The organism is Pseudomonas sp. MLB6B (assembly GCF_054508135.1).
Genome location: NZ_CP199313.1, coordinates 1116200 through 1130337, shown reverse-complemented (window position 1 = coordinate 1130337; position 14138 = coordinate 1116200). Strand labels below are relative to the sequence as shown.

9 protein-coding genes are annotated in these 14138 nt (G+C 63.7%); all 9 read left to right on the top strand.

The window, feature by feature from the left end; translation table 11 throughout:
• Positions 1–26: 26 nt before the first annotated feature.
• The 9 genes from ACSMEV_RS04795 (at position 27) to mscK (ending at position 14117) form a co-directional block, all read left to right on the top strand.
• Positions 27–1622, top strand: a complete 1596-nt coding sequence (locus ACSMEV_RS04795; RefSeq protein ID WP_459208291.1) for a (2,3-dihydroxybenzoyl)adenylate synthase — start codon at positions 27–29, stop codon at positions 1620–1622.
• 30 nt (positions 1623–1652) lie between these two features.
• The gene (locus ACSMEV_RS04790; protein WP_459207466.1) at positions 1653–2540 is read left to right on the top strand and encodes an isochorismatase family protein; all 888 of its coding nucleotides are present in this window, start codon (positions 1653–1655) and stop codon (positions 2538–2540) included.
• The gene (locus ACSMEV_RS04785) at positions 2537–3307 is read left to right on the top strand and encodes a 2,3-dihydro-2,3-dihydroxybenzoate dehydrogenase (protein WP_459207465.1); all 771 of its coding nucleotides are present in this window, start codon (positions 2537–2539) and stop codon (positions 3305–3307) included. The genes ACSMEV_RS04790 and ACSMEV_RS04785 overlap by 4 nt, the downstream gene beginning before the upstream one ends.
• A 32-nt stretch (positions 3308–3339) precedes the next feature.
• Positions 3340–4044 carry a hypothetical protein gene (locus ACSMEV_RS04780; protein WP_459207464.1) on the top strand — a complete coding sequence of 235 codons (705 nt, stop codon included), beginning with the start codon at positions 3340–3342 and terminating at the stop codon, positions 4042–4044.
• A complete protein-coding gene (locus ACSMEV_RS04775) occupies positions 4041–5450 on the top strand; it encodes a chorismate-binding protein (protein WP_459207463.1) in 1410 nt (469 codons plus the stop codon). The genes ACSMEV_RS04780 and ACSMEV_RS04775 overlap by 4 nt, the downstream gene beginning before the upstream one ends.
• An 88-nt stretch (positions 5451–5538) precedes the next feature.
• Entirely contained in the window at positions 5539–7449 is a 1911-nt protein-coding gene (gene thrS / locus ACSMEV_RS04770) for a threonine--tRNA ligase (RefSeq protein ID WP_459207462.1), read from the top strand.
• 238 nt (positions 7450–7687) lie between these two features.
• Entirely contained in the window at positions 7688–8758 is a 1071-nt protein-coding gene (locus tag ACSMEV_RS04765) for a 3-deoxy-7-phosphoheptulonate synthase (RefSeq protein WP_459207461.1), read from the top strand.
• A gap of 277 nt (positions 8759–9035) precedes the next feature.
• Positions 9036–10778, top strand: coding sequence for a potassium/proton antiporter (locus ACSMEV_RS04760; RefSeq protein ID WP_459207460.1), 1743 nt, complete (start codon positions 9036–9038; stop codon positions 10776–10778).
• A 39-nt stretch (positions 10779–10817) separates the two neighbouring features.
• Positions 10818–14117, top strand: a complete 3300-nt coding sequence (mscK, locus tag ACSMEV_RS04755) for a mechanosensitive channel MscK (protein WP_459207459.1) — start codon at positions 10818–10820, stop codon at positions 14115–14117.
• The last annotated feature ends 21 nt before the right edge of the window (positions 14118–14138 follow it).

The following is a 14138-nucleotide window of genomic DNA, read 5'->3' as shown; positions in this document are numbered from 1 at the left end:
CCCATCCGCACCCGGCACCTGCGCAACTGCCGGATCTGGATGCGCCTTACTGGCCCGAGCGCTTCGAACGTTACTACCGCCAACAGGGCGCGTGGACAGGCGAAACCCTCGACGCCTGCATCGAGCGGCATGCCCGCCAGACGCCGGATCGGGTAGCGGTGGTAGAGGGGGAGCGCCGCCTCAGCTATGCCGAGCTCGACCGCCGCTGCAACCAGCTGGCGAACGGCTTCGTTGATCTGGGCCTGCGCCCGGGCGATCGAATCGTGGTGCAACTGCCCAACGTGCTGGAGTTCGTCGAGTGCACCTTTGCGCTGCTGCGCCTGGGCGTGGTTCCGGTGTTCGCGCTGCCGACCGACCGGCGCAACGAGATCGCGCACATCGTGCAGGCCAGCAAGGCCAAGGCGTACCTGATCAAGGACCATGCCCTGGGCTTCGACTACCGCGACATTGCCCGTGAACTGCAAACCCTGCCTACGGCGATCGAGCATGTGATCGTTCTGGGCGAGGCGGCGGAGTTCGTGCCTTATGCCCACCTGTACGGCCAGAACCTGCCCGTGCCCGCCGTCAGCAGCCGAGCGCCGGCGCTGATCACGCTGTCCGGCGGCAGCACCGCCCTGCCCAAGTTGATCTTGCGCCGGCATGACGACTATCTGTACAGCATCCGAATCAGTGCCGAAATCTGCCAACTGGATCCGGACAGCGTGTACCTGTGCGTGCTGCCGGCAGGACACAATTTCACCCTCAGTTCACCGGGTTTCATCGGCACGCTGCTGGCAGGCGGACAGGTCGTGATGCAGGCCGACCCCAGCGGCTCGGCCTGCTTCGCCAGCATCGCCCGCGAAGGGGTGACCTTCACGGCCTTGGTGCCGAGCCTGGCTCAAGCCTGGCTGCACGCGCCACGTCAGCACGACCTGAGCAGCCTACGTTTCCTGCAGGTCGGCGGTGCCCGCTTGAGCGACGAAGTGGCCGCTCGCCTGAGCGATAGTTTCACGTTCACCCTGCAGCAGGTCTACGGCATGTCCGAAGGGCTGGTCTGCTACACCGATCTGACCGGCGACCTCGACCAGAGGCTGCACACGCAGGGGCGGCCCATGAGCCCGCTGGATGAAGTGCTGGTCGTCGACGATGACGATCAGCCGGTCGCTACCGGGCAACCGGGGCATCTGCTGGTACGTGGGCCCTACACCATTCGCGGCTACCTCGACGCGCCCCAACAGAACGCGCGGGCCTTCACCGCCGATGGTTTCTATCGCACGGGAGACGTGGTGTGCCAACGCGAGGACGGCAATCTGGTCGTCACCGGTCGCCACAAGGACCAGGTCAACCGTGGCGGCGAAAAGATCGCTGCCGAGGAGATCGAAGGCTACCTGCTGGCCCACCCCGGCGTGCTGGAGGCGGCAGTGATCGGCATTGCCGACCCGCACCTGGGCGAGCGCACCTGCGCCTTGCTGGTACTTGCCCCCGGCATGCGCTGCGACACCGCGGACCTCAAGCGCGACCTGCAAGCGCGTGGCATTGCCTTGCAACGTATTCCCGACCAGTTCCAATGGCTGCCCAATCTACCCAAGACCACCTTGGGCAAGATCGACAAAAAGGTACTGCGTCAGCAATTCGCAGCGTGATCCGACCGTACAGCTTCCAAGGACATTTCAATGGCAATCCCACAGATTCCGCACTATCCGATTCCCGACCACGTAACGCTGGACCGGCCGCCTCTGCCCTGGACGCCCACGCCCGAGCGGGCCGCACTGTTGATCCATGACATGCAGAACCACTTCCTCAAACCCTATGCGTCGCAGGCGTTCGTCGATTCGCTGGTAGGGCGCATCCAATCGCTGCGCGCCGCCTGCCATACCCTGGGCATTCCGGTTTTCTATACCGCCCAACCTGGCGACCAACCGACCGATTCACGTGGCCTGCTGTGCGACCTCTGGGGGCCGGGACTGGCGGAGGATGGCGTCAGTCCGGCTATCGTCGGCGGCCTGGAACCTGATACGCGGCGCGACGTGGTACTGGTCAAGCACCGTTACAGCGCCTTCGCCCGCTCCGATCTGCGCGAGCGGCTGCAGGCGACCGGGCGTGACCAACTGATCATCTGCGGTGTGTACGCGCACATCGGTTGCCTGACCACCGCCACCGATGCCTTCATGGCGGACATCCAGCCGTTCGTGGTGGCCGATGCACTGGGTGATTTTTCCTTGGCGCGGCATCAACTGGCTCTCGAGCACATGGCGCATTGTTCGAGTGTGGTGCTGTCGACCGAGCGACTGCTCGACATGCTCGCTCCAGCTCGCAAAGCCCACGACCTGCCTGCGGATGTCGCCCGCTGCCTGGAATTGCCAGTGGCACAGGTGAACGAAGTGGACGACCCGCTGCAACTGGGGCTGGACTCGGTGCGTTTGCTGATGCTCTTCGAACAATGGCAGCAAGCGGGGGTGCCTGTGACCTTCCTGGAACTGCTCGAGCGTCGCAGCGTGCGTGCTTGGGTAGCGCTGGTCGACCAGCGCCTGCATGCCCATGCTGCCGGAGCGCTGGCATGAAGCGTTTCATCGGCAAAACCATAGCGGTCACCGGTGCTGCGCGCGGCATCGGCGCCGCGGTAGCCGAGCGCCTGCTCGCCGAGGGCGCTACGGTCATCGCGCTGGACCAGGATGGCGCCGGCCTGGAAGCCATTGCCCAAGTCCTTGGCTCGCAAGCGTTCAAGCCTTGCGTCGTCGACATCACCGAACAGCAACAGGTCGCCAGCTTGATCGACCGCATGGATCGGCAGTATCCGCTCGACGGCCTGGTGAATGCCGCCGGCATTCTCGACGCGGCGCCGTTCGCGCAGTTGAGCGCCCAGGCCTGGCGACGGCTGTTCGAAGTCAATGTGCACGGGACGTTTCATGTCTGCCAAGCGGTCGCCCGCTGCATGCTGCTGCGGGGTCGAGGTGCGATCGTCAACGTGGCGTCCAACGCGGCGACCACTCCGCGCGTCAATCTGAGCGGCTACTGTGCCTCCAAAGCCGCCGTAGCGATGCTGACGCGTTGCATAGGCCTCGAGCTCGGCGCGCAGGGCGTGCGCTGCAACGTGGTGTCGCCCGGTTCCACCCGTACGGCCATGTTGCACCAACTGTCCGGCGACGACGACGGCCTGGAGCAGCGTGTGGTCCGGGGTGATCTCGCGCTGCACCGCATCGGCATTCCACTGGGCAAGATCGCCGAGCCTCAGGATATCGCGGCCGGCATCGTCTTTCTGCTGTCGGACGACGCCAACCACATCACCTTGCAAAACCTGGTCATGGATGGCGGTGCCACCTTTGGCTAAGCGCTCATCATGACTATGCGAGGCAGACTGCCATGAATTCGACGATTTCGATCCCTTCCGGTGAAGACCTGGACCATTCGCCGGCACTGCTGGCGCAGTCCGCGAACGGCTCCTTGCATCGATTTTTGCACAAGGCGCTGGAGGGCGAAGGTTTCATCCACTGGGTCGAGCTGCCGACCGATGCGCACGTAGACCGTCCCATCCTCGAGCTGACCAACCAGCGGTTGCGCCACTACCTGCAGTGGATGATCGGCGAGCCGGTATTGACCATCGTGCACGCCACGCCTGGCCAGGCCGGTGCCCTGCAAGGCCTTGCCAATACCTGCCTGGCGGTTGGCACAGCGATCGCGCCCAGCCTGACTGGCCACCCCGACTCGCTCGAAGGCGAGTCGCACCAGGCACGGTCGCTGTCCTTGACCATGTCGGGGCTCGACTCGGTATCCGTAACTCTGCGCACGTGCGGTAGCCATCCGCAGCACACCCTGCTCGTCCTCGCGCGGCTGGGCGGCGGGACGCCACGGTCCGACAACGAACTCCGGCTTTTCAACCCGCGTCGCGACCTGCGGCGGCCAGGTTACGCCGAGACGCCGAATGGCCGTCCCCATGGCCTAATCCATCACTGGCAGGGCGCAAGCCGTACAAATCGCTCACCACTGCCTGCGCAAACGGATTTCGAGCGCGGACTGCAGCTCTGCAGCCATTTGGCCCAGGCACTCAAGGAACCCGATTACCCATGATCAGCCCTTTAGACTTCTCGCTGCCAACGATGGCGCCTGACGTACACGAAAGCGGTACTGCACTGCTGGCCGAGCTGAGCAACGTGCTGCAGTCGCTCGCCGAGCAGTTCAGTTGCGTATTCAGCGAGCATACCGACGGGCACGCCCGCTCGCTGGTCGGACTCGGCAGTCAATACCATCTGCGCGTGACGCGCAGGGAGCAGACCTTACTCATAGATTGGCTCGATGAAACGCGTGTGCTGTACCACGACACACTGCATGTGGACAGCCAACGGTCATTTCACGCACAACTGTTCCAAGGCGTGGCGCAATTCTGGAAAACCCTGAGCGTCACCTCGCCGACCCTCGCCAACCTGCCCGGCGACGTGCCGTTGCTGGGAGGCTGGCGTTGCGCAACCCACCCCGAGCGCCTCGATGAGCCGCTGATCATGACCGTGCCCAGTGTGTTCCTGTGGATCGAGCAGGGACGCATCAGCGGCGCGACGTTCGCCGCCGAACTGACCCCTCTGATCGAAGCAGCGATCCTCTGCCTGGCACCACGAGCGCCTGCCTGCCTACCTGCTGTCAGCGGTTGCGAACTCATTCCGCCATGCATCGACTATGTGGGAAACCTACTCGATCTGCTGGTTGAAATGGCCGATAGCGAAGCGGACAAGGTCGTCATTGGCCGCGAGGTACGCCTGAGCATGCACGACAAGGTCGACCCGCTGCAGTTGCTTGGACAAGTGGCGCCGCGGCCCAACCCCCATTACGAATACCTGTTCCGTTGGGACCAGGGACCGGCCTGGATCGGTATCTCACCTGAAACGCTGATTCGCACCCATGGCAGCAAAGTCGTTGTCGAGCCACTGGCCGGTACACGCAAGGGCTCGAACGAGACCTCCAAGCGCGATCGCTATCGCCAGGAACTGCTGTCGGACAGCAAGGAACTGGAAGAACACGAGACCGCTGCCCAGTTGTTCATCGAGCAATTGCAGCAGGTGTGTCGACCTGGCTCGCTGGATGTACGCGAATCCCGAAACGTCATCGACCTGGGTTACGTACAGCACCTGAGAAGCCGTATCGAAGGCGAACTGGCATCCGGAGCGAATGCGTTCGACGCCCTGGCTGCCGTCTATCCTCCGGCCACCATCTGGGGCAAACCCCTTGCACTCAGTGAAGCGCGCATCCGTCGTTTCGAATACATCGATCGCGAATTCTTCACCGGTGGCCTGGGCTATCTGACACTGGAAGGGCGGTGCAACTTCGCGCTCGCGATCAGAACGGCCAAGGTCACGGATACCCACGTGCACGTGTTCGCCGGCAGCGGCATCGTCAAGGGAAGCGATCCTTATCGTGAATGGTTGGAAACCAGCAACAAGATGAAACCTTATTTGCAAAATGGCACTTGGTCATTTGAAGGGTGATAACGTTGCAAAGCCCTGTGCAGGATCGCGCAAGGCTTTCAACACCGGCGTTCGAACGCCAACGTCAAATTAAAGGACAGCGAACAACATGATCTCTATCGCTCTACCGGATGGCAGTCGCAGGGAATTCCCGGAGCCGCTCACCGTTCAGCAACTGGCACAGTCCATCGGCAGCGGTCTGGCCGCTGCGACACTCGCGGCGAAGGTCAACAACCGCCTGGTCGATGCCTCGCATGAGCTGACGGGTGACACCACGGTCGAGATCGTGACAAGCAAAAGCGAGGATGCCCTCGGGCTCGTCCGCCACTCCACCGCGCACTTGATGGCACAAGCCGTACAGCGCCTGTACCCGGGGACTCAGGTCACCATCGGTCCGGTGATCGACAATGGCTTCTATTACGACTTCGTGGCCGAACGGCCTTTCAACCAGGACGATCTGCCGCTGATCGAAGCCGAAATGCACCGGATCGTCGAAGCCGGCTTCACCATCACGCGCCGGGAGCTGTCGCGTGACCAGGGCATCGACCTGTTCGAGACCTTGGGTGAGTCCTACAAGGTAAAGATCATCGAAGACATTCCGGTGGATGAAACCCTTTCTGTGTACAGCCAGGGGGAGTTCACCGACCTGTGCCGCGGGCCACATGTGCCCGATACGGGCAAGCTTGGCGCCTTCAAACTCATGAAGGTGGCGGGTGCCTATTGGCGCGGCGACTCCGACAACGCCATGCTCAGTCGCATCTACGGCACCGCCTGGCTGAACGACAAACAGCTCAAGGCTTATCTGACGCGGCTGGAAGAAGCCGAGAAGCGCGACCACCGCAAGCTGGCCAAGCAGTACGACCTGTTCCACCAGCAGGAGGAAGCGCCAGGTATGGTGTTCTGGCATCCCAAGGGTTGGGCTATCTGGCAAACCGTGGAGCAGTACATGCGCAAGGTGTACCGCGACAGCGGTTATCAGGAAGTGCGTTCGCCACAGGTCGTGGACAGTGCGCTGTGGCGTCGTTCCGGGCACTGGGACAACTACAAGGAAAACATGTTCGTCACCGAGTCGGAGAATCGCCAGTACGCGCTCAAGCCGATGAACTGCCCAGGACATATCCAGATCTTCAAGTTCGGCCTGCGCAGCCACCGCGAACTACCGATTCGTTACGGCGAGTTCGGGGGCTGCCACCGCAACGAGCCTTCCGGAGCACTGCACGGCATCATGCGGGTGCGCGCGTTCACGCAGGACGATGGCCATATTTTCTGCACCGAGCAACAGATCGAAGCGGAAATCCGAACCTTCCACCATCAGGCGCAGAAGGTCTACAAAGCGTTCGGCTTCGAAGACGTGGCAGTGAAGATCGCCTTGCGCCCCGAGCCTGGTAAGCGCCTGGGCAGCGACGAAGTCTGGGACAAGGCTGAAAACCAGCTGCGTTCGGCGCTTTCGGCCTGCGGTGTGAGCTGGGAGGAGCTGCCAGGCGAAGGCGCCTTCTATAGCCCGAAAATCGAATACCACCTGCGCGACGCCATCGGCCGGGAGTGGCAGGTCGGCACCATCCAGGTCGACTACCACATGCCCGACCGCCTGGGCGCCGAATATGTCGACGAACATTCGCAGCGTCGCCGCCCTGTCATGCTGCATCGGGCGATCGTCGGCTCGCTCGAACGCTTCATCGGCATTCTCATCGAGCACCATGCCGGGGTATTCCCCACCTGGCTGGCGCCTGTCCAAGCCACTTTGCTCACGGTGACCGATGCGCAGAACGCCTATGCCGAGCAGGTGCGCGAGCGTCTACGAGCGCGCGGGCTGCGGGTCGAGGCCGATCTGCGCAACGAAAAGATCGGCTACAAGATCCGCGAAAGCACCCTGCAGCGCGTGCCATATCTGCTGGTTATCGGCGATCGCGAGAAAGACAGCGGCACGCTCGCTGTGCGCAGCCGCGCAGGCGAGGATCTCGGTACGCTCAGCATCGACGCGTTCGCCGACCTGCTGACCCAGGACATTCAGGTGGACTGACGCTTGACCGGGCTTCGCCGTCGCGAAGCCCAGGTCCGATCCAGGCCTGGCCTGGGTCGGCCAACCGCGCAGCCGAGAAACAGCGTCCTTGCACGACCCCACCGAATAAAACGCAATCGCCTGACTTCGCTCGACGACGACCGCACAGATGTGCGCGAGGCCGCGTCGTGCCCGAGCGCCGGCGAGACACCCAGCAACCTGCTGCGAATTCGCGCTACGACAACCAGGATGTCAAACCATGAATACAGCCGTCACCTTGCACTCACCCGCGTCCCAGAAGGCCGCTGACGACACCGTCATGCACGGTGTCATCCAGACGCTGCCCAGCGCTCATGCACTCAGGACGGTGCTGCCGCTGCACGAATCTCTGGCACGGCAGGTCGACCGACAACGCCAGCAGGTTCGTCAGATCGTCCAGGGCACCGATCCTCGCTTGTTGGTCATCGTCGGTCCCTGCTCGTTGCACCATGGTCCGGCCGCAGTCGAGTACGGCGGCAGACTGGCGGAGCTGGCCAGCGCATTGGGCGACCGCCTACTGATCGTCATGCGTGCCTACGTGGAAAAGCCGCGAACCACTGTCGGCTGGAAAGGCCTGATGTACGACCCTGGCCTCGACGGCAGTGACGATCTGCAAGCGGGCCTGGAGGTGTCCAGATCGCTGATGCTCGAACTGGTCGGCCTTGGCTTGCCGCTGGCCTGTGAAATGCTGCAGCCGCTGGCCGCACACTATTTCAGCGATTTGCTCAGTTGGGTGGCGGTAGGCGCCAGAACCTGCGAATCGCAAATTCATCGCGAACTGGTCAGCAGCCTGCACATGCCCGCGGGTTTCAAGAACGGGACCGATGGCAGCCTGGGCGTCGCCTGCGACGCCATACGCAGCGCAGCCCACCCACACCGCTACTTCGGTATCGATCCGCACGGTCGGCCAGCCCTGCTCAGCAGTGCCGGCAATGCGGACGGTCACCTGGTATTACGCGGCGGCCGCAATGGCCCCAACTACCATGCTCAGGCCGTTGCCGACGCACAGGAGCAACTCCGGGCCGCAGGGATCGCTCCGCGCTTGCTGGTGGACTGTAGCCATGCCAACAGCGCCAAGGATCATACCCGTCAGCCCGGCGTCCTCGAGGACGTATTGGCACAACGCCAGATGGGTAACCGGGATGTATTCGGTGTGATGCTGGAAAGCAACCTGAATCCGGGTCGCCAGGATATAGCGGACCCGTTGCAGTATGGCGTATCGATCACCGACGGCTGTCTTGGCTGGAATCAGACCCGCGCCCTTTTGCAGCGCGTTGCGGATTGTGCCTGAAGACCGACCGCCCAACGCGAAGAACCCCGCCCAAGGGAGGTTGCGCGTATGCGGGTATGGGTCGGGGAAACGGCCGCCGGTCGAATTGGGGGGGAGCGACCCGGCGGTTGCCCCACCCGCAACTTAGCGCCCCACCGCCTGGAGGACGCATTTCTTCATCTCCAGAAACGCTTTACATGCTGTCAATTCATCAGGTTAGAATCGATTGGCACGCGACCTGCTAGCCAAAGCCCACTCAAGGTCTGCCTTTCCCCGCAACACGCTGGAGTACACGCCCTTGGATGCAAGCACCATCAACAGCCTGTTCCTGATCGGCGCCTTGCTGGTGGGTGCGAGCATTCTGGTCAGCTCGCTGTCGTCGCGCTTGGGCATCCCGATTCTGGTCATCATTCTGGCCGTAGGCATGGTCGCTGGCGTCGACGGTGGCGGCATCATCTTCAACAACTACCCGACCGCGTATTTGGTGGGCAACCTGGCCCTGGCGGTGATTCTGCTCGACGGTGGCCTGCGCACGCGGGTGGCGAGTTTCCGCGTGGCTTTGTGGCCGGCGCTGTCGCTGGCTACGGTCGGGGTGCTGATCACCACGGCGTTGACCGGCATGGTCGCCGCCTGGCTGTTCGACCTGAGTCTGATCCAGGGCCTGTTGATCGGCGCCATCGTCGGTTCCACCGACGCCGCAGCGGTGTTCTCGCTGCTGGGTGGCAAAGGCCTGAACGAGCGGGTCACTGCCACGCTGGAGATCGAATCGGGCAGCAACGACCCTATGGCGGTATTTCTCACCGTCACCCTGATCGAGATGATCGCCAGCAACCAGACCGGCCTGCACTGGAGCCTGCTCGGCCATCTGCTGCGCGAATTCGGCATCGGCGGCCTGTTGGGCCTGGGCGGCGGCTGGCTGATGCTGCAAGCGGTCAATCGCATCAACCTGGCCAGCGCCCTGTATCCGATCCTGGTGATCGCCGGCGGCCTGGTGGTGTTTTCCCTGACCAACGCCCTGCACGGCAGCGGCTTCCTGGCGGTGTACCTGTGCGGCCTGGTGCTGGGCAATCGGCCGATCCGTAGCCGCCACGGCATCCTGCACATGCTCGACGGCATGGCCTGGCTGGCGCAGATCGGCATGTTCCTGGTGCTGGGGCTGCTGGTCACCCCGCACGACCTGCTGCCCATCGCCGTACCGGCCCTGGGCCTGGCGCTGTGGATGATCGTGGTGGCGCGGCCGCTGTCGGTGTTCGCCGCGCTGCTGCCGTTCAAAGCCTTCCACGACCGCGAAAAGGCCTTCATCGCCTGGGTCGGCCTGCGCGGCGCGGTGCCGATCATTCTCGCGGTGTTCCCGCTGATGGCCGGGCTGCCGCAGGCGCAGCTGTTCTTCAACCTGGCGTTCTTCATCGTGCTCATCTCGCTGCTGGTGCAGGGCACCAGCCTGCCGTGGATGGCCAAGCTGCTGAAAGTCACCGTCCCGCCCGATCCGGCGCCGATCTCGCGTTCCGCGCTGGAGGTGCACATCACCAGCGAGTGGGAGCTGTTCGTCTACCGCTTGGGCCAGGAAAAGTGGTGCATCGGCGCGGCCCTGCGCGAGCTGAAGATGCCACCGGGCACGCGCATCGCCGCGCTGTTCCGTGGCGAGGAACTGCTGCACCCCTCGGGCAGCACCGTGCTGCAGGTCGACGACATGCTCTGCGTGATCGGCCATGAACACGACCTGCCGGCCTTGGGCAAACTGTTCAGCCAGGCGCCGCAGCGCGGGCTGGATCTGCGCTTCTTCGGCGACTTCGTGCTCGAAGGCGATGCCGAGCTGGGCGCGGTCGCCGCGCTGTATGGCCTGCAACTGGATGGTCTGGACAGCCGCATGCCGCTGGCCCAGTTCATTCGCCAGAAGGTCGGCGGCGCCCCGGTGGTGGGCGACCAGATCGAATGGCACAGCACGCTATGGACCATTGCCCTGATGGAGGGGAACAAGATCATGAAAGTCGGCGTCAAATTCCCCGAGGGCGCCCGACCCGGTCCTGGGTTGTTCCTCTAAACCTTCGCCATTGCCCCCGGCATTTCAAGAATTCTGCCTATGTTCCCGCTCGTACTCCGCACAGCCCTGCTCGGGCTGTGCCTGCTCCTTCCCCTGGCTGGCGTGGCCGCCGAAGCGCCCACCAGTGACAGCGTCCAGCAAAGCCTCGACAAGATCGCCGAGCGTAAACTGCCCGAGGCCGATCAGAAAGCGCTGCAACAGCTGTTGGAAAAGACCCTTTCCTGGCTCGACAGCCGCGACGACAGCCAGCAGAAGCTCGACGCCCTGCGCGTGCAGTTGGCCGACGCGCCCAAGGAAATCAACGACAGCCAGCAGCAGCTCAACCAGCTCAAGGCCAGCCAGCCGGCGCCGGTGGCCCAGCGCTACAGCAAGCTCGACGTGCCGCAGCTCGAACAGCTGCTCAGCGAGCGCAGCACTCAGCAGGGTGACCTGCAAAAGGCGCTGTCCGAAGCCAATAGCCTGATCATCAACTCGCAGACCCGCCCCGAGCGCGCCCAGGCCGAAATCAGCAACGCGCAAAGCCGCACCCAGCAGATCAACAACCTGCTCAAGCAGGGCAAGGACAACGGCAAGACCCTGAGCGCCGACCAGCGCAACCAGCTCAACGCAGAGCTGGCTTCGCTCAATGCCCTGACCCAGTTGCGTCGCCGGGAGCTGGCCGGCAACGGCCTGCTGCAAGACCTGGGCAACGCCCAGCACGACCTGCTGATCGAAAAGGCCGCGCGCCTGGAGCAGGAAATCCAGGACCTGCAAACCCTGATCAACGGTAAGCGCCTGGCCCAGTCGCAACAGGCCGTCACCCAACAGTCCCTGGAAGCGCAAAAGGCCGGCGGCAGTACCCTGCTCGCCAGCGAGAGCGCCGACAACCTGGAGCTGTCCGACTACCTGCTCAAGAGCACCGACCGCCTCAACGAGTTGACCCAGCAGAACCTGCGCGTCAAACAGCAGCTCGACAACGTCACCCAAGCCGACCAGGCCTTGGACGAGCAGATCAACGTGCTCAAGGGCAGCCTGCTGCTGTCCAAGATCCTCTACAAACAGAAGCAGGCGCTGCCGCACCTGAAGCTCGACCGCGACCTGGCCGACCAGATCGCCGATATCCGTCTGTACCAGTTCGAGGTTAACCAGCAGCGCGAGCAGATGAGCACACCGGGTGCCTACGTGGAGAAACTGCTGGCCGACCAGCCGCAGGAAAACGTCACGCCCGCCCTGCGCAAAGCACTGCTGGAAGTGGCCATCACCCGCAGCGACCTGCTCGAACGGCTCAACCGCGAGCTGTCGGCGGTGCTCAACGAATCGATCACCCTGCAGCTCAACCAGAAACAACTGTTCAGCACGGCGCAGAACCTGCGCACCACCCTCGAAGAGCAGATGTTCTGGATTCCCAGCAACAAGGCGCTCGACCTGGAATGGCTGCGCTATGCGCCCGAACGCCTGGTCGAACAGATCGGCGGCCTGCCCTGGGCCTCCGGCGTGACCGAGCTGGGCAGTGGCCTGGCCCAGCACCCGCTGCTGTTCCTGCCACTGCTGCTGGCCATCGGCGCACTGCTGTGGCGGCGCACCTACCTGTACGAGCAGCTGAACAAGGTCCATCAGGACATCGGCCACTTCAAGCGCGACAGCCAGTGGCATACGCCCCAGGCGATCCTGATCAACATTCTGTTGGCTATGCCGCTGAGCCTGGCCCTGGCGCTGTGCAGCTACGCCTTGCAGATCGACGCCCGCGGACAGAACGGCAACCTCGGCGCAGCCCTGTGGCAACTGGCGCAGGCCTGGCTGGTGTTCTATACCGCCTACCGCATCCTCTCCCCCGGCGGCGTGGCCGAGGTGCATTTCCGCTGGTACAAGCCGCAAGTGCAGTTCCTGCGCGGCTGGGTGCGGCGTCTGGGCACGGTGGTGCTGGCCCTGGTCGGCGTGGTGGCGGTGGCCGAGCACCAACCCTCGGCGCTGGCCGACGACGTGTTCGGCATCGCCGTGGTCCTGGCCTGCTACGCGCTGATGGCGCTGCTGCTCAGCCGCCTGCTGCTGAGCAGCCCGGCGCACCGCGACACCTCGCTGTTCCGCAAGGCCGTGGGCGTGGCCTTCACCGCGCTGCCCATCGCCCTGTTCGTGGCGGTGTGCTTCGGCTACTACTACACCGCGCTGAAGCTCACCGACCGCTTGATCTACACCCTCTACCTGCTGCTGTTCTGGCTGGTGATCGAAGCGGCGTTCATGCGTGGCCTGTCGGTGGCGGCGCGGCGCCTTGCCTACCAACGCGCGATCAGCAAGCGCCAGGCCAGCAAGGAAGGACTCGACGGCGAGGTGGTGATCGAAGAGCCGGCCCTGGACATCGAACAGGTCAACCAGCAGTCGCTGCGCCTGATCCGCCTGGCGCTGCTCGGCGGCTTCATGGCTGCGCTGTACTGGGTATGGTCGGACCTGCTCAGCGTGTTCGCCTACCTCAACAACTTCACTCTCTACGAATACAGCAGCGGCACGGGCGCGGCCGCCAGCATGGTGCCGATCAGCCTGGGCGATCTGCTCGGCGCGCTGGTGATCGGCGGCATCACCATCGCCCTGGCCAGCAACCTGCCGGGCCTGCTGGAAGTGCTGGTGCTGTCGCGGCTGAACCTGGCCCAAGGCAGCGCCTATGCCATCACCACGTTACTGTCGTACGTGATCGTCGGGGTCGGCATCGTCAGCACCCTGGCCACCCTGGGGGTGAGCTGGGACAAGCTGCAATGGCTGGTGGCCGCGCTGTCGCTGGGCTTGGGCTTCGGCATGCAGGAAATCTTCGCCAACTTCATCTCGGGCATCATGATCCTCTTCGAGCGCCCGGTGCGCATCGGCGACACGATCACCATCGGCAACCTGTCCGGCACGGTGAGCAAGATCCGCATCCGCGCCACCACCATCACCGACTTCGACCGCAAGGACATCATCGTCCCGAACAAGACCTTCATCACTGGCCAGCTGATCAACTGGTCGCTGACCGACACCATCACCCGCGTCACCCTCAAGCTGGGCATCGACTACGGCTCGGACCTGGATCTGGTGCGCGAACTGCTGCTCAAGGGCGCCGAAGAGAACCCGCGGGTGCTCAAGGACCCGGAGCCCTTGGTGTACTTCCTCAACTTCGGCGAAACCCTTGAGCACGAGCTGCGCATGCACGTGCGCGACCTGGGCGACCGCAACCCGACGCTGGACGAGGTCAACCGTTACATCGACAAGGCGTTCCGCGAGCACGGCATCAAGATCTCCGTGCGCCAGGTGGAGGTGTTCCTGATGGACACACAAGGCACACGGCAGCAGCTAATCGCACGAGGTGGCGACGTCGGGCAAATCGGGCCTACTTGAACATATCGACATGCGTAGCGT

What these genes read in the sequence shown, in the direction of transcription:
- ACSMEV_RS04790 (WP_459207466.1), top strand. Translation starts at nt 1,653, where the DNA reads ATGGCAATCCCACAGATTCCGCACTATCCGATTCCCGACCACGTAACG.
- ACSMEV_RS04785 (WP_459207465.1), top strand. Translation starts at nt 2,537, where the DNA reads ATGAAGCGTTTCATCGGCAAAACCATAGCGGTCACCGGTGCTGCGCGC.
- ACSMEV_RS04780 (WP_459207464.1), top strand. Translation starts at nt 3,340, where the DNA reads ATGAATTCGACGATTTCGATCCCTTCCGGTGAAGACCTGGACCATTCG.
- ACSMEV_RS04775 (WP_459207463.1), top strand. Translation starts at nt 4,041, where the DNA reads ATGATCAGCCCTTTAGACTTCTCGCTGCCAACGATGGCGCCTGACGTA.
- thrS (WP_459207462.1), top strand. Translation starts at nt 5,539, where the DNA reads ATGATCTCTATCGCTCTACCGGATGGCAGTCGCAGGGAATTCCCGGAG.
- ACSMEV_RS04765 (WP_459207461.1), top strand. Translation starts at nt 7,688, where the DNA reads ATGAATACAGCCGTCACCTTGCACTCACCCGCGTCCCAGAAGGCCGCT.
- mscK (WP_459207459.1), top strand. Translation starts at nt 10,818, where the DNA reads ATGTTCCCGCTCGTACTCCGCACAGCCCTGCTCGGGCTGTGCCTGCTC.